We start from the raw sequence: 25,518 nt of genomic DNA, 5'->3' as shown, positions 1-25,518 counted from the left end.
ATAGCATTGATAATTAAAAATTAATTTATATCAGGATTGGATTATAACCCTTTTAGTGCTTCGTTGATTTGCTCCAATGCCAGCGACTTGGCATTTTCAACCTCTTTATTATGCCACCAGTATTCGATGATGGCGTGTTCGATTTGCTCTAACTGATCCATTTTCAGGTTGGCAAATACTTCTGCGGAGGTGATCTCTTCAGGGGTTAGCCCTTTGGACGCTGCAACGGCGTTCAGCGTTTCGATAATACTCTCTTCCAGCGGCTTAGGGCTGATCTCGGCTCGGGCCTGATCGATCCATGTGCGGATCTCCTCTTCGAGATAATCATGCCCCCATACCTGATAACACAAGATACGATTTTGGCCATAAAGGATGTTTTCATCTTCTCCCAAAACATCGCTTACTTTTACTGTGCCCTCATTCAGATAGACTTCTATTCGCTCATTTTCCCGTAACGTACATGCCCGCTCAAACGCTACTTTGGCGTGTTTGATGAGGTCATTGCGTAGATTTTCATTCATAGTTTTTCCTTTAAGATGCGATAGGTTTTGTATTATGGTAATCCCACAGCCGCTTATAGTGACTGTCTAGCTCGCTGAGGGTTGAATCGAGCGTGATGAGTTCATTGGTATGTTCAAACCGTTTACTGTGCGCTTCATACCATTGTGCCATCTCGGTTTTGAGAGCGTTGCGCTTGGCGACGGTCTCAACGATAAGTCGACGAATCTCTTCCATTTCATTGGTAATGATCTCACTCATGACTACACCCGCATTCACACGCACCCGCATTGGTACCCGGATCGAGATAACTATCGGCATTTTCAGGGGTAACCCGAACCAGAGATTCAGAGAAGGCGGCCTCAATCGCTTGATTAAGCGCCATTGTCTCTTTCCCGAGCCAATACACTTCCATCCCCTCACGTACCATCACATGAAAAGGACCGTCTCCTAAAAATCCGTACAAAGCGGACGTCGCCCCTTGCTCTAACAGATAATGAGCGGTTTTGATACCGTTGCCGCACCCCTCATTGGGGATAATCGTGTAGTGTTTGTTTTTTGGATCAACTAAGGCGAAAAATTTGGCGTTACCGAAGAGTTTTGTACTCATAGGATTATCGCTGTTTTGTTCCACAGGGATGGCGATCATTACTGCTCCTTTGTCCATTGATATAAACGCTTATGCATATCTTATTCTTTGATTTAGAACGGCAATTGCAATCACATCCTATAAATGAGTAAAAAGAGCAAAGTATGGAAGAGTTGCGAACCCATTATCACTATTTCAGTAATGAAGAGGGGGACGGCTATGAGATATACAGCTGTGATTTCCCTGATGTCAAAGGTTTTGGTGAGAGTTATGAAGAGGCAATGGACGATTTGCGTATAAATTTGAAACGAAATGAGGAGAGAACAATGGAAGCAGAATCATTGATGGAGAGCGCGATTGGAGCATACGATCGTAAAGAGTTCGCCGTGGCAAAATCGATTTGGGAAGGGTTGAGCGCTACGAACACGGACGCTATGGTCAATCTCGGAACGATGTATGTCAAAGGGTTCGGTGTCGCTAAAGATATACAAACGGCATATAAGCTTTTTGATCGTGCAGCGGAACAAGGTCATGAAGTCGCTTCGTTTTATCTAGGCGGTATGTTTGAAAACGGGATCGGTGTCACTGCCGATAAAGATCAATCGATCCGTTACTATAGTGTAGCCGCAGAGGCCAATATGCCTACCGCTCAACTCAAACTAGGTATTTTACTCCGCAACGATGATGTTCTAAACTCGATGAAGTGGATGATTAAAGCTGCCCACGCAGGAGAGGCACAAGCCCATGCACTCCTCACGTACGTCAGTAACCAGAATGCAGCAACCGACATAAATGTCACGTTTCGAATGATGGATGAACCCTCTCAGCGCGCGAAAGTAGAATCGGTTATTACAGAGAATCTGGCTCCTATCCTCGCAAGTGATGGTGGCGGGGTAGCACTTGTCAATTATGTGAGCGGAGATACCCCTGAAATTTGGCTTCGCTATCTGGGTGCGTGTTCGGGATGCCACCTTGGGCCTACGTCTACGGCGGGGATGATACTGGAGCAGTTTGAAAAGGTCATTGATAAAAAAATTGTGATCTATCTCTGGTAGGAGGTTTACCATGAATACCTTTGCGGCACGGGTTGAAGATATTAAAAGCGATCAGTTCTTTAGCTGCATCAACGTCAACGTCAACGGGGTAGATTTGAAACTGCTCAAAACCCAACTCCCTAAATGGCTTCGAATCGGTGATGAGGTCGAATGCCGTATCCAAGAGGCGGCGATAGCGATCTGTACTGAAACCAAAGAGGGGAATGTCTCGATAGAGAACCATCTGGTAGGTGAACTGCAACATTTTCGTAAGGGGTTGGTTCTTAGCGAAGTGAGTGTCGATACCCCATGCGGAATGATGAACTCTCTCATTACGACCGATGCGTTTGAGCGGATGCATTTATGTGAGGGGTGTGAGGTGACACTACTTTTAAAAGCGGTGGATATTAAACTCACTCCCTTACTTGATAGTACCTCGTATGAAAAATGCAAAGAGCAATTGTATAAAACTAACTAAGGAGTCTATTATGGCCGTAATGATTACTGATTCTTGTATTAACTGTGATGCGTGTATCGACGAATGTCCTGTAAGCGCAATCGCGAGTGAGGGTGATTCACCGCGTGATGATTGGGAATATACCTACGTAAAACCGGAAAAATGTATCGAGTGTGTCGGACATGCAACTACACCTGCGTGTGCCGCAGCCTGTCCTACTGAGGGGTGTATCGTTTGGGATATGCCATACACTGCCGAGTTCAACGACTATTATGTAAACAGCTCAGAATATGTTATCAGCGAGTCGAAAAAACGGGGTCTCCTTTCACCTGAAATAGCACCGCAAACGTTCCGTGATGATATCACTATAGCTCAGCGTGAAGCGCGTGAAGCGGTAGCGGTTTAAAAGGATAAGTTGTGCTCATCGCATTCGCTTCCACTGACGGTGTCTTTGTCAATCAACATTTCGGTTGGTCGAAAAGCTTTGAGCTTTATCGTATCACCTCTGAGAGTGCCGAATATGTCAAGACACTCGACAGTTCGGAAGATGCGATTGCGGATGAACACGAAAAACTCGCCTACAAAATCAGTACTATTCAAGAGGCGGATATTCTTTATTGCTCCGCGATAGGGCCTACCGCTTCAAAAATGGTACTGGCTTCGAAAATCTATCCGGTACGCTCCGGTGAAAATGATCGAATCGATGAGACGATTGTAAAGCTTCAAGAACTTTTATTGGGCAATCCGCCGCCGTGGCTTCTTCGAATCGTCCACACATCTAAAGATAAGGAACTACTCTAATGGCTGTTATTATCAACGATACCTGCATCACTTGTGATGCGTGTTTGCAACAATGTCCGGTCAATGCGATTGTGGATGATACTTCTAATCCGACGGGGAAAAAACAATACTACGTTCAGCCTGACAAATGTGTCGAATGTGTCGGACTTTACGATGATCCTCAATGTGCGGCGATTTGTCCGAGTATCGGATGTATTACGTGGGATATGCCGTTTACGGCTGAGTTTGACGAACATTTCCGCAACGAAGAGATCTACAAACTAGGTCACAACAAAGAGGGGAAACTCAGATCACCGACCTACAAAGCCAAAAGCTTCCGCGAGGATATTCCCCTAAGCGAGCGTGGTATCGGAAAATTGGTTCAAGAAGAGCCTGAAGAGATGCAAGAAGTTGGATAAGAGACTCCACTTATTTAAAAACGGTTAACAATATACGATAAAATACGTTACTCATTTAACCTAATCGGAGGTGAAAAAGTGCGATTAATTATCTATGCTTTTATGTTTGCTTTTGCTTTTTTACTGTTTAAAGCATTTTTTTTAGATGAGTATTTGGAAGAGAAACGTATCTCTGATGCGAATACAACGGTCGAAGAAAATAGCGTGCCTGAAGTTGTATCAGCCCCGAATGAAGGGAATGTTAGCGGAATGGCAGAAGAGAAAAAAGAGAGCCCTGAAGTTAAAAAAATGCCGCTTGATCAATTAGGGGACGATTTAACGAAACATATTAAATTGTAAACGCCTATTTTTGCCGAGAGAGTAAAATACCGCTCACAATAATCAATATCCCCCCCGTAACTACCATAGGGGTTGGGAGAACATCCCCTAACATAATCCCGAAAAACGTCGCGAATAACACAACAGAATAACTGACCGTGCTGACAATCCCCGCCTTGGCATAAAAATAGGCGCGTGTCATATATATCTGTCCGTATGCGGCGGCAATTCCCATCAGAGCAATCCACACCCAGTCATTTCCCCTCGGCAGAACAAAAGGATTAAGGGCGAAGGCAAACAGCTCTGAGGTTGTATATTCCGCTATCATCATCAGCACGAGAGGGATCACTACACCCGACACCATAAACGAGAGGACGACGGTTCGCTCATCATAATAGGCTTTGAGACTGCGGACACTGGTATAAGCCAAGGCGGAGAGAAACCCTGTCAAAATCCCCATAATGTGCAAATACCCCATTTCCAAACCGCTGAGCATCGCCACCCCCGCAAATCCGACGATAACAGCGAGGAGGGCGTGTGATTTTAGTTTTTCACCCAGCACTAATAAAGCGAGCAGAGCGGTAAAAATCGGCTCCGTTTTAGCATAGACGATGGCATTGGAGAGAGAAGTCGCACTGATGGTATAAAAAAAGGTGAGTAAGGCAATCGTTCCGATCACACCACGGAAAAGCAGGGTGATCGGTTTGCCTCCGATATTATGGATCGGTTTGCGTAAAACAAATACACCGATAACGGCCAATCCGATAGCGTTACGCCAAAAGGTCACTTCAACCGACCCCATAGAACCTGAGAGGAGTTTGGCAAACACCATCGTAAGGGCAAATAAAAACGAAGCGATAAGCATATACAAAATGCCCAGACGGGTATCGGAAGAGAGTAGTTTCATAGGGGGGATTGTAGCATGATATTGAAATCCAACCACTAATTTTAGATACAATAAAATACTTTCTATGATTTGATTGGGTATTGGATTGGGTTTGATGTTTAAAAGAGAAAATTTTCTAGGTGATTTTTGGGGTGGAACGGCGGCGATGCTGGTGGCGTTACCCGCTGCTATCGCGTTTGGGGTAACGATTTATGCGGTGATCGGCGGACACTATGGCGCTTACGGTGCGGTTGCCGGTATTTTAGGGGTAGCGGCGATGGGTATCGTTGCGTCACTTATGGGGGGGACAGAGCGGTTGATCTCTGCTCCGAGCGCTCCTGCGGCTGCCGTATTAGCCGCTTTTGCACTGCAAACTATTAATCAAGGTATTGGGGCTGATCTTGTTTTTGTGATGCTGATGATCGTTGCTTTGCTGGCAGGATTATTTCAGATCACTTTCGGTGTGATCGGATTGGGCAAACTGATCAAATATATGCCTTTTCCGGTTGTCAGCGGATATTTAAGCGGCGTAGGGCTTTATATCTTTGCATCACAGGCTCCCATATTTTTAGGACTCCCACAGGGAACCCATTTCTGGGATTCGTTTCAAATAACGAGTGCTTGGCAATGGCAGAGTATTGCGGTCGGCTTGATTACCATTGTGACGATGCTCTACGCCGATAGAGTGTTTCGTGCTATCCCTGCCGTTATTACCGCATTGGTCGTCGGGATCGGAGCCTATTTTGCTTTTGGTTTGATCGATCCTACTTTGCTTCAGGCAAATAACTCTTTTGTTATCGGAGAGTTAGGAGGACATGAGGGGATCAACTTTGACCAGATGTTTACAGGACGTTTTGAAACCATGCTCTATATCGGATGGGAAGAGATGGCACTTCTTTTTTTTCCGGCATTGACTTTGGCGGCATTGCTCTCGATTGATACCCTAAAAACGTGTGTTATCCTCGATTCGATGACCCACTCTTTTCACAACTCCAATAAAGAACTGATTGCTCAAGGCTCCGGTAACATTGTTTCGGCATTGATCGGGGGGATGCCGGGATCGGGAACGATGGGGGCAACGATGGTGAATATCTCCAGCGGCGGTAAAACACACCTCTCAGGATTTATCGAGGGGGTAATGGCAGTCGTTGCGTTTCTCGTACTGGCAACCTTTATAGCATGGATTCCGGTTGCCGCATTGGCAGGAATATTGATCGTCATCGGTTTGCGTATGATCGATCGACACAGTTTGAAACTTTTGAAATCACGTCAGACGGCGCTCGATTTTTTCATTATCGCTGCGGTTGCCGTTACGGCGCTCTCCGTGAGTTTGATTGCGGCGGCGGGGGTAGGGCTGATCTTGGCGGTTGTCCTTTATATCGCCCAGCAAATCGGAGCCTCGGTGGTGTACCGTCATCTTGACGGCACTGAGGCAAGAAGTAAGATTGTACGATGCAAAGAGGAGGAAAATCTACTTCGTACCAACGGAATCGATTTTTCGGTTTATGAGTTGCACGGAAGCCTTTTTTTCGGAACGGCCAATCAGCTTTACACGATTTTACAAGAAGATTTACAGCACAAAAAATACATCATCATGGATATGAAACGGGTACAGACCGTCGATTTGACGGCGGCACATATTTTATTGCAAATAAAAGATATTCTGCACGATCGTGAGGGGTATCTCCTTTTATGCCGATTACCGCACAAACTCCCCAGCGGAGATGATTTGGAGAATTATTTCAATCATGTCGGCTTGCTTCGGCATTTGAGTCCGATTAAAGTGTTTGATGATCTGGATGATGCGATTGAGTGGGCAGAAGACAAGATCATTAAAGAGGGGTTGCTTGAGCAAAAAGGGGAAGAGCTTCTGGATCTGAGCAATTTCGATCTTTTTAAAGGGCGAAAAGAGGAGACGTTAGAGGAGATACGGAGTCTGGCGGAACTCCGAACGTACAAGAAAGGGGAGCTCATTTATTCGGAAGGGGATGGAAACGGAGAGATTTTTCTGATTCGTCGCGGTTCAGTGAGAATTATGCTCCCCTATCCCGGACGTAAAAGTGTTCATCTCAGTACCTTGGGGCAAAACAATTTTTTCGGAGAATTTTCATTTTTGGAAGGTGCACCGCACTATACCGATACCATTGCCGGCAGTGATACTGATTTGTACTGCATTTCACGTGAAGCCTACGATTTGTTTTCTAAGCATCACAAAAAAGCATCCCTCCATTTTATGTTGTCGCTTGCCGCGGTATTAGCAGAGAGACTTCGATTGACCCGCTCAGAGCTTGGAGCAGAATATGATGTTTAAAGTTTATGACAAAAGTGCTAGAATAGTTTTATTTAAATCCGAGTAGCTAATAAGAGAGAACTCTTTTTTAGGAAAGGGGTGCGTGATGAAAATATCTCTACATCGAGCCGGCAAGCGTGGTATATCTGATAAAGATTCATTTATCAGACACGATGATGCCAACCATTGTGAGAAGAATAGATTTGGGGCTTTATGTTTTCTCAATGAGACAGAAATAGAGCCTTTAGGGAGCTGTGAGTTCCATCTGCATCGTGATACCGAGATCATTACGATTGTTACACAAGGCTCCTTGGAACATAAAGATATGGATGGCAGTCATGGAGTGATTAGGGCAGGGCATATTCAGTATATGTCTGCCGAAAATAATTTTAGACTTTTGGAGCATAATCCTTCCCCGATTGAGAAGACTGAATTATTGCAACTATGGATTATCCCACGTCAAAAAAATTCTGTTCCCCGATATGAACAGCGCAGTTGTGATATGGACAGATTTAACCGCTGGGCACTTATTATCAGCGGAAACGGACGAAAAAACTCTTTGCAAATAAAACAAGATGTGAGCATACGGGTATCGCATCTCTTTATGGGGCATACTCTTGTTTCTGATCCTATGAAACCGGGATACGGGAGACTTTTATTTGTTCTTGACGGTGAGGTCAATGCGTGCGGACATATTTTGAAACGGCGTGATGAACTCCAAATAGTTGGGGATGAAACCTTTGAGATTACAGCCAATAGGGATGCTCATTTGTTTTTATTTGATGTGCCGATGGCACATTTCGAGTAATAAGTTGTGGATTGGAAATTAGAGGAGAGTTGTTTTTGAGGTATCGGAGGATTGTCGTAATGCACTTTCGGCACGGGTGATAATCTCTTCGATCTCTTCTTGGTCTATTTGCACACTCGTACCGAGACGCATACTGATCGTTTTTAGGTTCTCAAAAGGTTCTTCACTCATAACACTGAGTAATTTTCGGCTGAACTTCATCGCATTTTCAGGGCTCTCAACCAAATAAGCCAGTAAAAATATTTTTTTGTCCCACCGTACAAGCATATCGCTCTGACGAATATTGCATTTGATACTGGAGGTAAAATCGTGCAGATATATGTGGGCCTCACTATCCGATGACATCAACTCTATCATTGTAATCCCGATCGCTTTTTTATTGAATTCTGCCGCGTTTTGAAAACTTTTAGAGGTGTGGATAAAATAATCTTTGTTGAATGCACCGCTCTCTTTATCGATACTGACATCATTCTCGATCATGATCCGTTTGATAAGATCTTGCGAAATATCGGTAAAGGAAACAATCGTGTACTCTTCTACCGGTTGATCAAGGGTAACCGCAAAAGCGTACGGTTCGGCACGGTAATTGATCATACTGACAACTCTGTCGGTTTCGGGCAGATTCAAGAAACTTTCCGTCCAGTTGTCTTGATTTTCGGCTTTGCCTGCGTGAAAGTAGGCATCATGCGGTACAAAACGGTTCAAAAGAGAACCGAATTCACGGAGAAACATTTTGACATTCGGCATACCGGTAAAAGTTTGAAACGCTTTATTAAAAAGTACGGGAGTATTGTGATGCATGAGGATGATTAAATTAGTTTGAGTGTCGATGGCGGATTGGAAAAGCTTACTGCATACATCATTTTCAGTGATTAAAAATACCTCTTTTTCCGGGAGACTCATCAAAAACCTTTAATCAAATTTGCGTACTATAATAGCACATTGCCGAGGTATTTGTATAAGAATAAGCGATTTTGCTAGGAAGCTGATTGTTGGGTATTTTTCATCAGCGGATAGAGCTGCCCGTAACAATCGCAAAACTTTTTACAGCCGCACGCATAAAATATATTTTTTCCCGTATCGAGGGAGTAACTTCCGAAATCGGTTTTAATCACATCCCCTTGGATGCGCTCTATCGTGAGTGTACGTACCAAAGAGGGGTCAAGCGGATCAAGGCGATGATATTTTTCTCTGGCAGTATGTACCCAGAGGATGTGTGCGGGGAGCGCTAGGGAGAGGAGAAATTCTCTGTTCCATTCGCGCGTTGCACCGAGTGCTTCGAGTTCCGAGTCACTGATATTGCGGTAAGGGCGCATCAGCCAACTTCGTTCGTATAGGCATAGGTTGAGGAGATCGAGCGCAGACGTTCCGCCGCTTTGATGAATACGTCGATGGTGTAGTCGATCTCATCGGCGGTGGTGAAACGGCTGAGGCTGAGACGGATCGCGGTATGGGCGAGTTCAGGGTCTTGTCCTATCGCGCTCATAACGGGATTGGCTTCGAGCGATTCGGAAGCACATGCACTCCCCGTAGAAGCCGCAATACCTGCACGGTTGAGATCCCACAGCATCGATTCCCCCTCGATGCCGCGCAGTGAAATGAGGATGGTGTTCGGGGTACGGCGTGCACGATCACCCACGACGAACGTATCAGGCAGCTGAGAGATCGCGTCTTCGAGACGGTCACGCAGTGCTCTCACATCGCTGTTCATTTTTGCCAAATGTCCCACCGACTGTTTCATTGCTAGACCCATCCCGATGATATAGGCGACATTGAGCGTTCCCGCACGCTTGCCCCCCATCTGTTCACCGCCGTGGAGGAGATTCGGGAGTTCAGACCCTTTTTTAACATACAATCCGCCGATCCCCTTCGGTCCGTGGAATTTATGTGCCGAAAATGTCAGATAATCGATCGGCGTTGCGGTCAAATCAACTTTTACTTTTCCGATTGCTTGAACCGCATCAGTATGGAACAAGATTCCCCGCTCTTTCGCGATGGCGGCGACTTCTTCGACAGGGAAAATCATCCCCGTTTCATTGTTCGCCCACATCATCGAGATGAGAATCGTTTTATCGGTGATCGCCGCCGCAACACGCTCAGCACTCACATAACCGAATGAATCGACATCGACAAAGGTGATCTCGGCGCCGTTATCTTCGAGGAAATGGAGAGTTTCGAGAACGGATGGATGCTCAACCGCCGAAGCGATGATATGATTTTTGGATGGATCGCGGAGGATGTGTTTGAAAAAGACTCCCTTGAGGACGGTGTTGTTGCTCTCGGTCGCGCATGAGGTGATGAGGATGTCATCGGCATCGGGGGCATTCAGCGCGTCGTACATATTCCCCATCGCTTCGTTGAGATAAGGGCGCACTTCGATACCGTATTGGTGCAATGAGTTCGGGTTACCGTAAAGCTCTTCGAAAAACGGCTGCATTTTGACTTTGACGATAGGATCGAGTTTTGTGGTGGCGTTGTTATCTAAATAGACTCGTTTCATTGTTTGTCCTCATATGTCGGATAGTATGAGGAGAGAATGCAAGATTTGTTCGAGAAATTTGTTAGAATTTATATTTTATATTATTTGATGGTAAAGTTAAATATTTATGTATGAAGTGGTAAAATATATGCACTTAATAAATTCATCATGTGGTAAAGTGATTCAAACCCTTATGAAATTGTAAAATAAAGAAGAAAAATGGCTCATTTAAATCTGAAAAACTTTGCAAAAATAAAAGATAGTGATTTTGATATACAAGATATAACTGTTTTTACTGGTAAACCAGGTTCAGGTAAAAGCTATATTATGAAACTTTTGTATGCATTTGACGAGTCGTTTCATAAAACGAAATCAGAGTATAAAGTTGGTTTAGAAGTCGCGAAGGAAGTACTGAGTGACTATGATAAATTTAAAAAAAATGTTATGCCAAATTTATCAAAAGAAAAAATTGATGAAATTTTATTTCATCTAAAAAATTATAGAGATATAAATGAAAAAATTTCTCAAAAAGAAAAAGATATAGAGGAACTGGTAAAGTTTTCATACAAAAATATATTAGAATCGATTTTTGGAAACTTAAATCAAATATCAAATAAATTTGAAATTACAAGCGACTTTTTTAACTTGAAATATGATGAGAATAACTTGTCAATTGATGTTATAACTTCTAAGCAAGATGATTGGGAAGTACCGGATAATGTACTTTTTGTTGAAACACCACTTATCCTTGAGTTTAAAAAATTTATGATTCGAGATAAAGGAAAAACACCTTATCACATTGAATCTTTACTTAAAATACTTGATAAAGACTATTCATTTACAGATGAAGAACAAGACGAGTTTATAAAATCTTTTATAATAAAATCAAAAGCAATTATCAAAGGTAACATCGAGGATAGTGGTGACAGCTTTATATTTAAATCAAATGATAAGATTTTTGATATAGTAAATGCTTCTTCCGGTATAAAAAGCATCGGATTGCTCCAATATCTTGTTACGAATAAGGCTCTCAAAAAAGGTTCAACGCTATTTTGGGAAGAACCTGAAGTACACCTTCATCCTACATGGCAGTTGAAAATGGTAGAGTTGTTTATAGAACTCATGAATGCAGGAGTAAAGATTGTATTTTCAACACATAGCCCGTATATGGCTGATTATCTTAATGCTTTAGCAAAAAATAAAGGCATTAGAGACCGTGTTTCATTCAATCTTTTGAATGAAGTAGATGGTGTTGTCTCGAATACCATTTTAAATGAAGAAAATTGGCAAAATCTACAAAAAGAATTATTGGGTCCACTTGAGGATGTAATGTGGCAATACCTTTAAGTAAAGTTCAAGAAGGTTGCTGTGATAGCAATCTTCATTCATACACTATTATTGATGGTGATCCTTTGGATTCAAAAGGATCTACCTGTGATAAAATCATTGAGTGTGCAGATAAGTATATTTTAGTAGAAGAAAAAAGTTTATTGCTTTCTTTTTTTGACATGTGTTGCAAAGAATTAGGAAAAGATCTGGAAACATATAAAGAAGATAGAGGTGGAATAACTCATCTTAAGCTCACAGATGTAATGTTATTAATCAGACCAATGGATATAGATGTCAAAAAACGAATTTTTCACCAAACTATTAGTGATTTATTATCCACTTCATTAAGAAAAGTATCTAACACCACACATATATTGGCAACACAATATAACCCAGCTAAAACTGCCAATATGCCTGTTTTTTATTTATATTGTCATAGTGGTACACCAATAGATACTATCATGAATGTTTTAGTATCAACAATTCATAGAAAAGCTCCATTTATTGAGTGTACTTCTTTGCAGTCTAAATTATCGACAATCTGTTCCTAATTATTTTATATAACATAGACTGCCTAGTCGTGCGAGTATGACTGTATCGTCTTCAATTGGAAAAAGGAAAAAGAGGACAGGTTGCTTTTTTTGCAACTGAAGAATCATACTATTGTTAGGGTTTCAATCAGCAGAGCCTTTTCAGGCATAGATCGCTTCTTTTTGGATTCGTTCTTTTAAGAACGTGTGCATGCTCTCACGGTAGCTGATGAGATCGACATGGGTGTGCATCAGTTCTTCGAGATCGAGACGGATACGGGAGAGTTTAAAAAGATTGGGATGCTTCGTCTCAATAACGACATTGACGTCGCTTTCTTGTGTCGCTTCATCTCGTGCCACGGAGCCGAATATACCGATGCGAACAATTCCGAATTCCTCAGCGTGGTTACGTTTGTACGATTCTAATACTTCAATGGCATCTTGCAGTTTCATACGATGATTATAACCTAACTGACACCCCATAGGCAATAGGGTGTATTTCAACTACGCTTCTGCGTGCTCTTCTTTGTAGACGTAGATAGGCTCATTGTCCGGATTGTCGATGACCGATTCGGTGATAGTGACGCTTTGGAGATTCTTCTTCGACGGACAGCTAAACTGCAACGGAAGCATTGCCTCCTCGATAATCCCCCGTAATCCCCGCGCACCGACACCTCTATCGATTGCTTTTTGCGCGACCGCTTCGAGAGCTTTTGGCTCGAAATTCAACTCGATGCCGTCCATGTCGAACAATGCTTGGAACTGTTTGATGAGGGCGTTATCCGGTTCTTGGAGGATTTGGATCATTTGAGCTTTGGTGAGTTCACCCAGCTGTGCGACGACGGGGATACGTCCGATAAATTCGGGGATCATCCCGTAATGGACGAGCGCTTTGGCATCGATTTTTTTCGGTTTCGCATCGGCAGAGGCACTTTTGCTGAATCCTACTTTGTTCGTTTTTTTCGTGTGGGTGTCAGGGACGAGACCGACAAAGGCTCCTCCGCAGACGAAGAGGACGTGAGCGGTGTTAAAGAGTACCGTCTCCGTCGTAGAGTTCTTACGGCTCCCTTTGACGGGGACGTAGACTTCGGCACCCTCTAGGATTTTGAGCAATCCTTGCTGTACTCCCTCGCCTGAGACATCGCGACCCATCGTGGAGCTTTCACCCTTGCGGGCGATTTTGTCCACTTCGTCGATGTAGATGATCCCCCGTTGTGCGAGTTCGATGTCATAGTTCGCGGCGGCAAGGAGGCGGCTGAGGATACTCTCGACGTCTTCACCGACATAACCCGCTTCAGTGAGGGCTGTCGCATCGGCAACGGCGAAGGGGACTTGCATGATTTTAGAGAGCGATTTGGCGAGCAAGGTTTTACCGCTTCCCGTCGGTCCTACGAGCATAATGTTCGATTTTTCAAGTTCGACATTATTGTAGATCGGGTTTTCGATCCGTTTGTAGTGGTTGTAGAGGGCGACGGCGAGGACTTTTTTCGCGTCATATTGACCGATGATGTATTTGTCCAAAAACTCGACGATCTTCTCAGGGGTCGGGAGTTGTTGTTGCATCGCGGAGCGTTGCTCGTAACGTACCTCTTTTTGGAGTATTGCCGAGCAGGTGGTGACACACTCGTTACAGATATGGGTCGTCTCCGAGGAGAACATTTTTTTCACTTCGCTTTGCTTTCTCCCGCAAAATGAACACGATTTTTCAGTACTCATCAGACATCCTTTGAGGTGAATTTTGTGAGGATTTCATCGGCTAGACCAAATTCGATTGCCTGCGAGGCTTCCATATAGTTGTCGCGGTCGGACTCTTTTTCGATTACTTTAGCACTTTTACCCGTTGCTTCTGCGAGGATTACGTAGAGGCGGCGTTTGAGGTTCAGGATATGTTTGGTATGGATTTCGATGTCGCTCGCTTGACCCGAATACCCTCCCAGAGGCTGATGGATCATCACTTCAGCATTTGGGAGCATATAGCGATGCCCTTTTTCGCCGCAGGTAAAGAGTACCGCCGCCATCGACGCGACAAGACCCATAGCGTAGGTATGAACAGGGGCATTGATGAGATTCATAGTATCTAATATGGCTAATCCCGCCATCACCGAACCACCGGGTGAACTGATATACATATGGATCGGCTCTTCAGGATCCATCGCCTCCAGATAGAGGAGCTGGGAGACGATAACTCCCATCATATGATCATCTATTGCTTCGGTGATAACGATAACACGATCTCCGAGGAGTTTGGAAAAGAGGTCAAAATAACGCTCTCCACGCGGTGAAACATCTTTGACGGTTGGAATAAACGGCATACGAGGCTCCTTATACAAATGCTTTGATGAATTCAGGAAGCGACATAGGGATCACTTCAATATGGTGTTTTTCGATGAACTTTTTCTCTTTTTTACCCAGCTCTTTGTCGGTAATGACGTATCCCCCCTCTAAATCCAGACTCAGCTCATTGGCCACCATACGGTCGGTATCACGGTCGAACGACGTTCCCAAAAAGAGGTATTTTTTCGCTTTGCGGTAAGTTTTGAGGATCTTCGGAACGGCAAATCCCCCCATCGCTTCGGTGAGCCAATCGACGTAGTCGGCGTCAGAGATGACGAAGGTTGGATTGGGAAGGGGTGAACCCATCGGTTTAAAGAGGATTTTTTCGGCAGTTTCGAGCACTTCGTCATCCACTAAAAAATATTTTTGGTTTTCAACATCGTATTCGTACACTTCATAACGGTTCAAATGACCCATAATCCGTGATTTACCGATGATAAGACAGTGCGGGGTGTAGGCTAAGAGTTCTTGAAATTTGGTGTCACGATTCGTATCGACAATGTAGCGCGGAGACATATCGGCTATCGCTTTGTGCAGCGGGGTGGATTCGAATGGTTTTGTATAGATATGGGTCATAAGCTGTGTCATATACTCAACCCCACGACGCTGTTCGAGATGCATCGCGGCACGGGAGTATTCGAACATGAGGCGCGGTGACATCGCACGTCCCCCGTTCATCGCCAAAATAAGCGAATCGCTATCATGCGGGACAGCTTCTCCCTCTTTGGTTAGTATTCCCTCAAACACCCCTAACCCGAAGTAGGGGATCGTGGTCTGATTCCGCAACTCTTTTTTGATCGTCTCTATTATGGTGTCCATCGTGATCCCTTGTGGAGCTTTGGAAAGTAAGATGCATTTTATGTTCTTATACAAGGGAGATAAAATCGTATTTAATCCGCTTGACACCTAAATAAACTTATACTTCCTCTACTATTTACGAGGAACTTCCATGCCATTTTCACAACTCGGACTTTCACCTTTGCTTCACCGTGCGGTGAGTGAAGAGGGCTACACTGAGCCAACCGCTATTCAGGAAAAAGTGATCCCTCTCGTCTTAGAGCACAAAGACGTACTCGCTCGTGCACAGACGGGAAGCGGCAAAAGTGCCAGTTTCGTCTTGCCGATTTTACAGCTTTGGTCGGCAACGCGCGGCGAAGGGAAAGGGAAGATCAAAGCCCTCATTCTCACTCCGACGCGCGAATTGACACTGCAGGTAGCGCAGACGTTCGAGACGATGGGAAAACATTTGCCGACAAAACCGAAGGTGGTGAGTGTCATCGGCGGAGAGAGTATCGGTGATCAGCTCTACGCAATACAACAAGGGTGCGACATTCTTGTCGCAACTTCGGGGCGATTTCTCGACGTACTGAAAAAAAAGCAGATGAATTTGTCGCATTTGGAATTTTTTGTCCTTGATGAGGCGGACAAAATGCTCGATCTCGGATTTGCCGAAGAGTTGGAATTGATTTTAGAAGCTATCCCCTCACAGCGTCAAAACCTCCTCTTCTCCGCGACCTATCCGCCGAAGATGGATATGATCGCCTCCCGTATCACTCAAAACCCGATCCATATCTCCATAGAATCAGAGATGCCGACCGTACAGAGTATCCGACAGCGGGTTATCGAGGTGAATCCCGAGAATCGGGGGCCTTTGCTGAGACACCTTCTTGAGAGTGAAAAATGGGAGCAGGTACTGGTCTTTATGGCGAACAAAAGAGCCTCCGACAATATCGCCGCAAAGTTTCGCAAGTACGGATTTTCGGCCGATTCGTTTAACGGTGATCTCCTCCAAGAGGATCGTAGGTATGTATTGGAGCAGTTCAAAGCGAAAAAAATCCGTATCCTCTTTGCCACCGATATCGCCGCGCGCGGGCTGGACATCGACGACATCACCTGCGTTATCAATTTCGATCTTCCCCGCTCTCCGGCAGATTATATCCACCGTATCGGGCGGACGGGTCGTGCGGGCAAATCGGGTCTCGCGATTTCGTTTATCGGTTACGAGGAACGGGATCATTTTAGATTGATCGAAAAACGCTCCTCTATTAAACTGCCGCGTGAGCAGATCGAGGGGTTTGAACTGGTCGGAACTCCGCCGCCCAAAGTCAAAGGACCCGAACCGATCAAGGGAAAAGGGAAGAGTAAAAAAGACAAAGCGCGTGAACTTGCCGCCAAAAATGCTAAAAACTCAGGAAACTAATGAATAGCCTCATCGATTTACTTTCAAAAAAAACGGGACTCACTCTCAAAACCGTTACCAATATCCTAAAACTCCTCGAAGAGGGCTCTACTATCCCTTTTATCGCCCGCTACCGCAAAGAGATGACAGGCGGTGCTACCGATGAGCAGTTGCGTGAGTTCGAGAGCATCTACGGCTATTCGAAAAAACTGTTGGATCGTAAAGAGGAGGTCTCCCGTCTCATTGCAGAGCGCTCGGAGTTAAATAGCGATTTGCGTACACGACTGAACAACGCTCAAACGTTGCAAGAGGTCGAAGACATCTATCGTCCTTTTAAAGAGAAGAAAAATACCCGTGCCAGTATCGCTATCGCCGCAGGGTTGGAACCGTTGGCGGATCTGTTGGAGCGTGCGCAGTTAGAGTTGGGAGAATTTACGAAGCGTGCTGAAAGTTTTGTAAAAGGTTCTATCACTTCGCGTGAAGATGCGATCAAAGGAGCTCAGGATATTGTGGCGGAGCGTTACAGCGACGACCCGAAAGAGCGCGACCATTGGCGACGTCAGATACTCGATTACTCCTCGTTTGAGATCAAAGCGGCCAAAGGGATGAGTGAGGAGGGGTTATTTGCCAAGCTCGCCGGAAAGAGTGAGAAGATAGCCTCCATCCCCTCGCACCGTTATCTCGCGATTATGCGCGGGGTGAGTGAAAAAGAGTTGAGTGTCAAGATCACCCTCGATATGGATCGGGTGGAGAATACGATTAAAAATTACCGTATCCCACGTAGTGCCAAAAGCTCTCAGACTTTGCTGTTGGCGAGCTATCTCGACGGGTTTAAACGGCTCCTTTTCCCCTCGTTGGAGCGGGAAGTGCACGCGATGATTAAAGAGAAATCGGATATCCAAGCGATCAATACGTTCGGCAAAAACCTCTCCCAGCTTTTGGGTTCCCCTCCCGTCACGAAGCGTGCCATTTTGGGAGCCGATCCAGCGTATCGCACGGGGTGTAAGCTTGCCGTCGTCGATGAAAACGGTACGTATTTGGATCACGCCGTCATCTATCCGACACCGCCGCAGAGCGACTATGAGAAGAGTGCAAAGGTTGTAAAGCAGTTGTGTGAACGTTACGGGATCAATGCCGTTGCTATCGGTAACGGAACGGCCTCACGGGAGACACAGGAATTTTTCGCGAGACTAAACCGTGATGAGGGGCTGAATCTCGCCTATACCGTCGTTTCCGAAGCGGGGGCATCGGTCTACTCCGCCTCCAAAATCGCCCAAGAGGAGTATCCGCAGCTCGATGTGACGATACGCGGTGCGATCTCGATAGCCCAGAGGTTGCGCGATCCGATGGCGGCACTGGTGAAGATCGATCCCAAATCGCTTGGGGTTGGGCAGTATCAGCACGACGTCGATCAAAAACTGCTTGAAAAGAAGCTCGGAGACGTTACCGAAGATTTGGTTAACCGTATCGGGGTCGATCCTAATAGCGCTTCGGTCTCACTCCTCTCCTACGTCGCGGGGGTGGGGGCGAAAGTTGCCAAATCGATAGTAGAGTACCGCGAAAAAAGCGGAGCGTTTAAAAGCAAACAAGAGCTTCTCAAAGTCAAAGGGCTGGGGGCGAAAGCATACGAGCAGTGTGCGGGATTTTTTCGGATACGGGAGGGGAAAAGTCTATTGGACAACACGGGTGTTCACCCCGAGAGCTACGAAGCGGCGAATACCCTTTTAAAATGCTATGATCTCTCGATGATCACCAAAGATCAGATTCCCCGTATTGCGCAGGAGTTAGGGGTAGGGGAAGCGACACTCAGTGATATCATCGCGGAGCTACGAAAACCGGGGTTTGACCCCCGCGAGAGCTTGCCCCCTATTATGTTTCGCTCCGATCTTACCGACATCAAAGAACTTCGTGAGGGGTCAATCGTCTCAGGGGTTGTTCGCAATATCGCTGATTTCGGCGCGTTTGTCGATATTGGACTCAAAAACGACGGATTGATCCATATCTCCCAGATGTCGGAGAAGCGGATTTCTCATCCCCTCGAAGTGCTGAGCGTCAATCAACAGCTCTCTGCTATCCGTGTCGTTGAAGTCGATGTGGCCAAAGGGAAAGTGGGGCTAAGTTTGAGGGATATAATAATTTAATTTGTTTTTTAATGTATCTTTTAATGTCTGTAGAGTTAGAATGGAGAAAATAAGCAGGGGGCGGTAATGTCATCTTTAGCATGGCTCTCGTCAAAACTCTCGGACGGACGGATTGCGTGTGAAGCGTGTTCTCAGCACTGCAAGCTCTCAGAGGGGGAATACGGTATCTGCGGTATCCGCAAAGTAGAAAACGGCGAACTCTATCTTCTCACCTACGGCCTTGCCGCGGCACTCAATATTGACCCCATTGAGAAAAAACCGATGTTTCATTTTTTACCCGATACGAGCATTTTTTCGTTCGGTACGCTCGGGTGCAATTTCTCATGCAAATTTTGCCAGAATGCCGATATCTCCCAATACCCTAAAGAGCATCATCACGAAATCATCGGACGTCCCCTCTCACCGAAAGATGCCGTAGCCTTGACACTCGAACACGGATGCAAAAGCATCGCCTACACTTACAACGAACCGGTGGTCTTTTTCGAATATACCTACGACACTGCTAAGCTCGCCCATGAAGTGGGATTGAAAAATATCTACGTTACCAGCGGTTATGAGACCCACAAAGCGATTGATACGATAGCACCTTATTTGGACGGGATGAATATCGATATAAAAGGGCACACACAATCGTTTTACAAAGATATCTGCGGCGCATCCCTCAAACCCGTTTTAGACACCATCGAATATGCCCATAAAAAAGGGATATGGATTGAGACGACGACCCTCCTTATTCCGGGATTGAACGATTCGGACGACGAAATACGTGCCATTGCCAAATTTCAAGCTGATTTTGATCCCTCGATGCCGTGGCATATCAGCGGATTTCATCCGATGTATAAGATGTTGGATACTCCCCGAACCCCTGCTTCAACTCTAGCGCGTGCCTATGAGATCGGTAAAGAAGCGGGGTTAAAATACGTTTATGTCGGAAACATTGACGATGCGTCGCGCGAATCGACCTATTGTCCGAGCTGTCAAAAAATAGTTATTGAGCGTCACGGTAATATCGGACAATACGTTACCAACCATTTGGTAGAGGCAAATCACTGTCCCACCTGTGGGACGGAAATCGAAGGGGTGTGGCAGTAATATATGAAAACGATGACACTTTCTGAGCTATTTGTAACATTCGATTCTTCTGCAGAGGGGTTAAGTGATGCGGACGTTAAACAGCGACATCTTCAACACGGTTTCAATCTCCTCTCACAAATTCCTACTAGACCGTGGTATCTTAAATTAACGGCTCAATTTACCCATTTTTTCGCCCTTTTGCTGTGGCTTGCCGCGGGTATCAGCTTTACTATTGCGTGGATTGACCCACCATCTCATATGCTCTCCATCGGTTGGGCGATCGTTATCGTGATTGTTTTGAACGGAGTATTCGGCTTTTATCAGGAGTATCGCACCGAAAAAAGTTTGCAAGCCTTGCGAAATATGCTCCCGCTAAAAGTGAGAGTACGACGTCAAGGCTCTGAGGGTGAGGTATTGGCAAGCGACCTTGTCCCCGGTGATATCGTACTCCTGAGCGAGGGGGATAAAGTTCCTGCCGATCTGTATCTGATTGTGGCATCGGATGTGTGGGTGAATGAGAGTACCCTCAGCGGAGAGAGTGAACTCGTCTCCGCCGACGCTGTAGGGAGCGATCATAGTAAAAATATCCTCTATTCGGGAACGTATGTCGTCAAAGGGGAGGCGCAGGGGCTGGTATATGCGACCGGAAAGGAGAGCCGCTACGGAACGATTGCCGTATTGACCCAGAGTGTCGATTCGGGTGTTAGCCATCTGCAAAAAGAGATAGCCCATATCTCGAAACTCATTGCATTGACATCGGTGGTGATTGCCGGGAGTTTGATCCTCCTCTCAGGATTCGGAGACAACGAGCTATGGAAAACGTTTTTGTTTTCGCTCGGTGTTTTGGTTGCGCTGATTCCTGAGGGGTTGCTGCCGACGGTGACACTGGCATTGGCATTTGGCGCACAGCGGATGGCATCCAAGGGATTTTTAGTCAACGGTCTCTCGGTGATCGAGAATCTGGGAGCCGTAACGGTGATTGCGACAGATAAAACGGGGACGATAACCCAAAACAAGATGGAAGTGGCGGCATGGGATGAGGATGAGAAACACCCACCCTCACAAGAGCTTTTGAATGCCGCTCTTTTGTGCAACCGCTCGGATGGCTCAAACGGCGATCCGGTGGAGCAGGCTCTCTATACTTTTGCCCTCACTTATACCGATGTTGCACAGCGACGGAGTGAATACCCGATTGTCTCTGAATATCCGTTTGATTATCATCTAAAGCGGATGTCTACCGTCCACTCTTTCAACGGAGGATTTTCGATTTTTTCCAAAGGGGCACCCGAAGTTATATTGGGGTTATGCGATGAGGTGATTACCGCAGAGGGTAAAAAGCCGATCAATGAGAGTGAACACCAAAAACTGATCGATAAACATGACGCTCTAGCGGCATTGGGCTATCGGGTTATCGGTTTTGCTTCGCGTGAATGCACCACGCTCCCGACATCACGAGAAGAGGCTGAAGAGGGATTGAGCTTTATCGGATTTATCGCGATGGTGGATCCGTTGCGGGATGATATTTTAGAATCGGTCGGGTTATGTCATAAAGCCGGTATACGGGTTGTGATGATTACGGGGGATCACCCTTTGACCGCCGGAGCAATCGGGATGAGTGCGGGGATCATTACTCTGATCACGGAGGTAACGACGGGCGAACAGCTCGATGCACTCCCCCCTGCCGCCATCAAGCGGCTGTTGCATAAAAACCATGTATTTGCCCGTGTATCACCCGAACAGAAGCTCACGCTTATTACGTTGCTCAAAGAGATGGGAGAGACGGTAGCGGTAACAGGGGATGGTGTCAACGATGCACCTGCGCTGAAACGTGCCGATGTCGGTATCGCTATGGGTTCGGGTACCGATGTGGCGAAACAATCGGCAGATGCCGTGCTGATGGATGATCATTTTGCCACCATCGTCAAAGGGATCGAAGAGGGGAGAGCCGTTTATGAAAACATACGCCGCTTTATCACCTATATGCTCGCCAGTAATCTCCCTGAGGCGGTACCGTATGTTCTCTTTTTTGCGTTTGGGCTCCCTTTGGCACTTCCCGTTCCTCTGGTGCTGGCGATCGATTTGGGGACGGACATCATACCGGGGATGGCTCTGGGGGCGGAATTGCCTAATAAGGGGCTGATGAATCTGCCTCCCCGAAATCGTAAAGATCATATTTTGACGTTGGGAGTTTATGGGAGAGCTTTCGGTTTTTTAGGACTTTTAAGTGCCGCGATGTCTATGGGGCTTTTTTGGTTCTATCTCACCGCCCACGGCTGGAGAGGAGAAAGCCTCTCCTTGGATAATCCTCTTTATCTTGAAGCGGTCACGTTGACCTTTGCCGCCATTGTCTTTGCTCAGATCGGCAACGGCCTCTCATGCCGCTCTCAAAGAGACTCTTTGTTTACCATCGGATTTTGGAGCAACCGATACTACTGGGGCGGGGTTGTTTTTGAGATTGGATTGTTAGTAGTTCTTATTTTTGTGACTCCGCTCAGTAGTGTTTTCGGTACCCATCCGTTTGACCCCATCTATTGGTGGGCCGTTGTCGCGGTGATGGTTATCATATTGGCTGCGGAAGAGATTCGTAAAGGGATTATCCGTTTTATCAGACGATAAGGGACAATGGGTATTATACGTTTACGACGGTTCGTGCCGAGGGATATACCCTCAAACGTTCCACAGGAATGGGCTTTCCGGTCTTTTCACAAATACCGTACGTTCCCAGAGCAATCCGATTTAGCGCGGCATTGATCTCTTCGACTTCTGCTTCCAGTTTTTCGAGTAGGGTATGGTCGGTAGAATTTTCGATTTCAATTTCGGCCATATCTATTATTTCATCAAGTTCACCATCTATTCCGATACTGTTGAGTTCCACTTTGATAAGCTCGATATTTTTATCGATTTTTGTTTTTTCTGATAGGAGGATTGCTTCGAATGATGTGAGATTCAGATCGTTTCGTGCGTTCATAATAAGCCCCTTTTTACAAAAAATTAATCCTTATTAATGATAACTCAAAAATGGTAACAAGGTATGAAATAAACTCACGCTCACTTTTGACTTCTGTTAGCCGTTTTGGATACACTAAAGAACTTTAACAAGACGGAACACAACGAATGAAACAAATGATGCAGATATACCGTGAAAACCGTGAATCGGTAGAGGGTTTTTTACTGAGTACGATCAGCGATAATCCTCATCACGATTTCGATGATGAGCAAGTGAAACAATTTTTTAAACGGCTCCCCTGTCTCACCGATATGTATCTGATGGATGAAAAAGGGGAACAGATCACCCCGACATGGCGCAGAAGCGGCCATGATATGAGTTTAAAAGGTACCGATAGAGCCTATTTCATCAACCGTATCCAGTTTGATGATAAAGGCAACTACATCTCAAACCCCTACATCTGTGCCAATAGCGGTCAGCCGAAAGTCTCGGTCGCTCGCAAATACTCCGATGGCAAAATCGCCGTATTTGATCTTGATCTTGTTGCGGTATTGGGGAAAATGCACCTTATCGAGAGTACTCGTCTCATCTCTAAACTCTCCGTATGGGTTTACGGCTTGCTAGGGGGAGGGTTGGTATTGCTTTCACTGTTTTTGGGCGGGTATGGGTTGCTTGGATTTGTCAAAGCACTTATGAGTTCCGGTGATGAAACGCTCCAGTATGTCTTTAAATCGATCATCGGTATTACCCTCGCAATAGCAATTTACGATTTGGCAAAAACGATCTTGGAGCAGGAGGTATTCTACCGCTCCCTAACCCTCGAAGAAGGTAACGAATACAAAACCCTGACGAAGTTTTTGACCTCTATCATTATCGCCCTCTCGATCGAATCGCTGATGGTCGTCTTTAAAGTCGCTATCAACGATATCACTAATATGCATTTTGCCTTTTATCTGATTAGCGGAGTCGGTATTTTGATCATCTCTATGGCAGTATTAAATTATGTCAGCCATAAAAATAAATCCCTTATTTAGAAGTGGGAAAGCAATTCTTCTACGGGACATTTGACGAGATCGGCATCTATGTTTTTTGCCAAAGCTTTTTGTCCTCGAGTAGAGAGGGCTGATATCAACTCTTTGTGATGCTTAGCAGGAAACGCAAGGTAGCAAGAATTCGGCTGTGCGTTTGAGAGAAGTGTCGAGATATCATCTGCGATTTGGTGAACTAAACGCTGTTCGCTTTCATGTTCACTACCGTGATCATCTCCTGATTTGTGCCCGAATCTACCCCGATCATCACTAAGTGTTTCACCCATGTTCTGACGACCCTCTATATAATCAATATCGCTTTGTAATTCCAGATGGTAGCGGTTTGTTTCAGTAATCATTCGTACTTTATAACTTTTCAGTTCACCCATATCTGCCACAATAATTAGTTTGCCGTTATGTTCCATCGGAGTCTCCTTTTGTTGCGAAGAGTTTTAAATAATTCAAATTTATGATACTACTGTTATCTTAAATAAAAGATTATGGCATTGATATAAAATTGCTCTATAATAACGGCAATAAAGAACACCCCTAATCAGGAGCCGTTTATGGACCAAGAATTAGCCTATTTGAATCAGTTTTATCTCAAAGTGATCGATTTTTTAGCCAACTACAGTTTTCAGATTATCGGTGCTTTGATCATCGTCATAATCGGCTGGTTCTTTTCGAAATACGTTTTTAACGTGATGATGAAATTTTTAGAGCAGCACGATTTTGATCCGACCCTTAGCAAATTTGTCGCTAACGGTGTTCGTGTATTGATTTTCGGGGCGATGCTGGTGGTTGCTATCGGTAAACTGGGGATATCGATCGCCCCCTTTATCGCCGCTGTGGGTGCAATTTTTTTAACGGCCGGATTGGCGATTCAGGGGAGTGTTGCCAACTATGCCGCCGGAATCTCATTAATCATTACCCGCCCTTTTAAAATCGGGGATACGATCTTGATCAATAAAGTATACGGGGAAGTCGAAGAGATACGCCTCGCCTATACGACGCTCCGCACGGAGGATGAAGAGCTGATTACCGTTCCGAATAAACATATGATCGGCGAAGTGATTGTTAACTCGTTTAATTACCGTGTTGTCGAATCGAGTGTGGGCATTTCGTATGATGCCGATGCCGAAAAAGCGATTGCCCTTATTCGAGAAGCCATTGAAGGATTTGAAAGTGTCTCTACCGAGACAAAAGCGATTGTCGGAATCGAAAAATTCGGTGAGAGTGCCGTAGAGATCGGTATTCGCTATTGGGTGCCGACCCGCAACTATTTCAAGACACAGTTTGAGGTCAATATGACGATTTATAAAGCGTTGAAAACAGCGAATATTACGATTCCCTACCCGCAACGAGAGATTCGAATACACCATACCAATGAGGGGTGAG

The 25,518-nt window shown here is 45.3% G+C and carries 29 protein-coding genes; 16 read left to right on the top strand and 13 right to left on the bottom strand.

Features of this window, described 5'->3' with window-relative positions:
• Positions 1 to 41: 41 nt before the first annotated feature.
• The 3 genes from Q8O20_RS07065 to Q8O20_RS07055 are packed head-to-tail and all read right to left on the bottom strand — an operon-like array spanning position 42 to position 1,147.
• Positions 42 to 521: a hypothetical protein gene (locus tag Q8O20_RS07065; protein ID WP_305530591.1), complete on the bottom strand. Its 480-nt coding sequence runs from the start codon at positions 519 to 521 to the stop codon at positions 42 to 44.
• 10 nt (positions 522 to 531) lie between these two features.
• A complete protein-coding gene (locus tag Q8O20_RS07060; RefSeq protein ID WP_304740285.1) occupies positions 532 to 759 on the bottom strand; it encodes a hypothetical protein in 228 nt (75 codons plus the stop codon).
• A complete protein-coding gene (locus Q8O20_RS07055) occupies positions 752 to 1,147 on the bottom strand; it encodes a NifB/NifX family molybdenum-iron cluster-binding protein (RefSeq protein ID WP_305530590.1) in 396 nt (131 codons plus the stop codon). The genes Q8O20_RS07060 and Q8O20_RS07055 overlap by 8 nt, the downstream gene beginning before the upstream one ends.
• A gap of 104 nt (positions 1,148 to 1,251) precedes the next feature.
• On the opposite strand from Q8O20_RS07055, the gene Q8O20_RS07050 reads away from it, so the two are divergent.
• The 6 genes from Q8O20_RS07050 (at position 1,252) to Q8O20_RS07025 (ending at position 4,116) form a co-directional block, all read left to right on the top strand.
• Positions 1,252 to 2,142, top strand: coding sequence for a NifU family protein (locus Q8O20_RS07050; RefSeq protein WP_305530589.1), 891 nt, complete (start codon positions 1,252 to 1,254; stop codon positions 2,140 to 2,142).
• Positions 2,143 to 2,152: 10 nt separating this feature from the next.
• Entirely contained in the window at positions 2,153 to 2,599 is a 447-nt protein-coding gene (locus Q8O20_RS07045) for a molybdopterin-binding protein (protein ID WP_305530588.1), read from the top strand.
• Between the two features lie 10 nt (positions 2,600 to 2,609).
• Positions 2,610 to 2,984 (top strand): 4Fe-4S dicluster domain-containing protein, encoded by a 375-nt coding sequence (locus Q8O20_RS07040; protein ID WP_305530587.1) that lies wholly within the window; start codon positions 2,610 to 2,612, stop codon positions 2,982 to 2,984.
• Between the two features lie 11 nt (positions 2,985 to 2,995).
• Positions 2,996 to 3,379: a NifB/NifX family molybdenum-iron cluster-binding protein gene (locus Q8O20_RS07035; protein ID WP_305530586.1), complete on the top strand. Its 384-nt coding sequence runs from the start codon at positions 2,996 to 2,998 to the stop codon at positions 3,377 to 3,379.
• The gene (locus Q8O20_RS07030) at positions 3,379 to 3,777 is read left to right on the top strand and encodes a 4Fe-4S dicluster domain-containing protein (RefSeq protein ID WP_305530585.1); all 399 of its coding nucleotides are present in this window, start codon (positions 3,379 to 3,381) and stop codon (positions 3,775 to 3,777) included. Before Q8O20_RS07035 ends, Q8O20_RS07030 begins: the two co-directional genes overlap by 1 nt.
• Positions 3,778 to 3,855: 78 nt before the next feature.
• Complete coding sequence (locus Q8O20_RS07025) at positions 3,856 to 4,116, top strand: hypothetical protein (RefSeq protein WP_305530584.1); 261 nt, start codon at positions 3,856 to 3,858, stop codon at positions 4,114 to 4,116.
• A gap of 4 nt (positions 4,117 to 4,120) precedes the next feature.
• On the opposite strand, the gene Q8O20_RS07020 is transcribed toward Q8O20_RS07025, so the two are convergent.
• A complete protein-coding gene (locus tag Q8O20_RS07020; protein ID WP_305530583.1) occupies positions 4,121 to 5,002 on the bottom strand; it encodes a DMT family transporter in 882 nt (293 codons plus the stop codon).
• 94 nt (positions 5,003 to 5,096) lie between these two features.
• On the opposite strand from Q8O20_RS07020, the gene Q8O20_RS07015 reads away from it, so the two are divergent.
• Both Q8O20_RS07015 and Q8O20_RS07010 read left to right on the top strand, forming a co-directional pair.
• Positions 5,097 to 7,292 carry an SLC26A/SulP transporter family protein gene (locus Q8O20_RS07015; protein ID WP_305530582.1) on the top strand — a complete coding sequence of 732 codons (2,196 nt, stop codon included), beginning with the start codon at positions 5,097 to 5,099 and terminating at the stop codon, positions 7,290 to 7,292.
• 85 nt (positions 7,293 to 7,377) lie between these two features.
• Positions 7,378 to 8,079, top strand: coding sequence for a pirin family protein (locus Q8O20_RS07010; protein WP_305530581.1), 702 nt, complete (start codon positions 7,378 to 7,380; stop codon positions 8,077 to 8,079).
• An 18-nt stretch (positions 8,080 to 8,097) separates the two neighbouring features.
• Here the strand turns inward: Q8O20_RS07010 and Q8O20_RS07005 are convergent, their stop codons facing one another.
• The 3 genes from Q8O20_RS07005 to Q8O20_RS06995 form a co-directional block, all read right to left on the bottom strand.
• Positions 8,098 to 8,982: a diguanylate cyclase domain-containing protein gene (locus tag Q8O20_RS07005; protein WP_305530580.1), complete on the bottom strand. Its 885-nt coding sequence runs from the start codon at positions 8,980 to 8,982 to the stop codon at positions 8,098 to 8,100.
• A gap of 74 nt (positions 8,983 to 9,056) precedes the next feature.
• Positions 9,057 to 9,395, bottom strand: a complete 339-nt coding sequence (locus Q8O20_RS07000; protein WP_305530579.1) for a hypothetical protein — start codon at positions 9,393 to 9,395, stop codon at positions 9,057 to 9,059.
• Positions 9,395 to 10,579 (bottom strand): NifS family cysteine desulfurase, encoded by a 1,185-nt coding sequence (locus Q8O20_RS06995; protein ID WP_305530578.1) that lies wholly within the window; start codon positions 10,577 to 10,579, stop codon positions 9,395 to 9,397. The genes Q8O20_RS07000 and Q8O20_RS06995 overlap by 1 nt, the downstream gene beginning before the upstream one ends.
• A gap of 198 nt (positions 10,580 to 10,777) precedes the next feature.
• On the opposite strand from Q8O20_RS06995, the gene Q8O20_RS06990 reads away from it, so the two are divergent.
• Together Q8O20_RS06990 and Q8O20_RS06985 are read left to right on the top strand one after the other, a co-directional pair.
• Complete coding sequence (locus Q8O20_RS06990; protein ID WP_305530577.1) at positions 10,778 to 11,905, top strand: ATP-binding protein; 1,128 nt, start codon at positions 10,778 to 10,780, stop codon at positions 11,903 to 11,905.
• Positions 11,890 to 12,438, top strand: coding sequence for a hypothetical protein (locus Q8O20_RS06985; RefSeq protein WP_305530576.1), 549 nt, complete (start codon positions 11,890 to 11,892; stop codon positions 12,436 to 12,438). The genes Q8O20_RS06990 and Q8O20_RS06985 overlap by 16 nt, the downstream gene beginning before the upstream one ends.
• Positions 12,439 to 12,579: 141 nt before the next feature.
• Here Q8O20_RS06985 and Q8O20_RS06980 read toward each other — a convergent pair whose 3' ends face one another.
• The 4 genes from Q8O20_RS06980 to Q8O20_RS06965 are packed head-to-tail and all read right to left on the bottom strand — an operon-like array spanning position 12,580 to position 15,570.
• On the bottom strand, positions 12,580 to 12,870 hold the full coding sequence (locus Q8O20_RS06980) for a nucleotidyltransferase family protein (RefSeq protein WP_305530575.1): 291 nt from the start codon (positions 12,868 to 12,870) through the stop codon (positions 12,580 to 12,582).
• 51 nt (positions 12,871 to 12,921) lie between these two features.
• On the bottom strand, positions 12,922 to 14,133 hold the full coding sequence (gene clpX, locus Q8O20_RS06975) for an ATP-dependent Clp protease ATP-binding subunit ClpX (RefSeq protein WP_305530574.1): 1,212 nt from the start codon (positions 14,131 to 14,133) through the stop codon (positions 12,922 to 12,924).
• A complete protein-coding gene (locus Q8O20_RS06970; protein WP_305530573.1) occupies positions 14,133 to 14,729 on the bottom strand; it encodes an ATP-dependent Clp protease proteolytic subunit in 597 nt (198 codons plus the stop codon). The genes clpX and Q8O20_RS06970 overlap by 1 nt, the downstream gene beginning before the upstream one ends.
• A 10-nt stretch (positions 14,730 to 14,739) precedes the next feature.
• Positions 14,740 to 15,570: an SIR2 family protein gene (locus Q8O20_RS06965; protein ID WP_305530572.1), complete on the bottom strand. Its 831-nt coding sequence runs from the start codon at positions 15,568 to 15,570 to the stop codon at positions 14,740 to 14,742.
• A 130-nt stretch (positions 15,571 to 15,700) separates the two neighbouring features.
• On the opposite strand from Q8O20_RS06965, the gene Q8O20_RS06960 reads away from it, so the two are divergent.
• From Q8O20_RS06960 to Q8O20_RS06945, 4 genes are all read left to right on the top strand, one after another.
• A complete protein-coding gene (locus Q8O20_RS06960; protein ID WP_305530571.1) occupies positions 15,701 to 16,951 on the top strand; it encodes a DEAD/DEAH box helicase in 1,251 nt (416 codons plus the stop codon).
• Positions 16,951 to 19,071 (top strand): helix-hairpin-helix domain-containing protein, encoded by a 2,121-nt coding sequence (locus tag Q8O20_RS06955; protein ID WP_305530570.1) that lies wholly within the window; start codon positions 16,951 to 16,953, stop codon positions 19,069 to 19,071. The genes Q8O20_RS06960 and Q8O20_RS06955 overlap by 1 nt, the downstream gene beginning before the upstream one ends.
• Before the next feature lie 66 nt (positions 19,072 to 19,137).
• On the top strand, positions 19,138 to 20,163 hold the full coding sequence (gene amrS, locus Q8O20_RS06950; RefSeq protein WP_305530569.1) for an AmmeMemoRadiSam system radical SAM enzyme: 1,026 nt from the start codon (positions 19,138 to 19,140) through the stop codon (positions 20,161 to 20,163).
• Positions 20,164 to 20,166: 3 nt separating this feature from the next.
• On the top strand, positions 20,167 to 22,761 hold the full coding sequence (locus Q8O20_RS06945; protein WP_305530568.1) for a cation-transporting P-type ATPase: 2,595 nt from the start codon (positions 20,167 to 20,169) through the stop codon (positions 22,759 to 22,761).
• A gap of 13 nt (positions 22,762 to 22,774) precedes the next feature.
• Here the strand turns inward: Q8O20_RS06945 and Q8O20_RS06940 are convergent, their stop codons facing one another.
• A complete protein-coding gene (locus Q8O20_RS06940) occupies positions 22,775 to 23,113 on the bottom strand; it encodes a TraR/DksA C4-type zinc finger protein (RefSeq protein WP_305530567.1) in 339 nt (112 codons plus the stop codon).
• Between the two features lie 146 nt (positions 23,114 to 23,259).
• On the opposite strand from Q8O20_RS06940, the gene Q8O20_RS06935 reads away from it, so the two are divergent.
• Positions 23,260 to 24,126, top strand: a complete 867-nt coding sequence (locus Q8O20_RS06935) for a PDC sensor domain-containing protein (protein WP_305530566.1) — start codon at positions 23,260 to 23,262, stop codon at positions 24,124 to 24,126.
• On the opposite strand, the gene Q8O20_RS06930 is transcribed toward Q8O20_RS06935, so the two are convergent.
• The gene (locus Q8O20_RS06930) at positions 24,123 to 24,545 is read right to left on the bottom strand and encodes a host attachment protein (protein ID WP_305530565.1); all 423 of its coding nucleotides are present in this window, start codon (positions 24,543 to 24,545) and stop codon (positions 24,123 to 24,125) included. The genes Q8O20_RS06935 and Q8O20_RS06930 overlap by 4 nt on opposite strands.
• 141 nt (positions 24,546 to 24,686) lie before the next feature.
• Between Q8O20_RS06930 and Q8O20_RS06925 the strand changes: the two genes are divergently transcribed.
• The gene (locus Q8O20_RS06925; RefSeq protein WP_305530564.1) at positions 24,687 to 25,517 is read left to right on the top strand and encodes a mechanosensitive ion channel family protein; all 831 of its coding nucleotides are present in this window, start codon (positions 24,687 to 24,689) and stop codon (positions 25,515 to 25,517) included.
• The last annotated feature ends 1 nt before the right edge of the window (position 25,518 follow it).

Origin of the sequence: Sulfuricurvum sp. (assembly GCF_030691015.1) — a bacterium.
In the GTDB taxonomy this organism is placed as follows: Bacteria; Campylobacterota; Campylobacteria; order Campylobacterales; family Sulfurimonadaceae; genus Sulfuricurvum.
The sequence above is the reverse complement of the archived record's forward strand: the minus strand, read 5'-3'. Positions and strand labels throughout refer to the sequence as shown.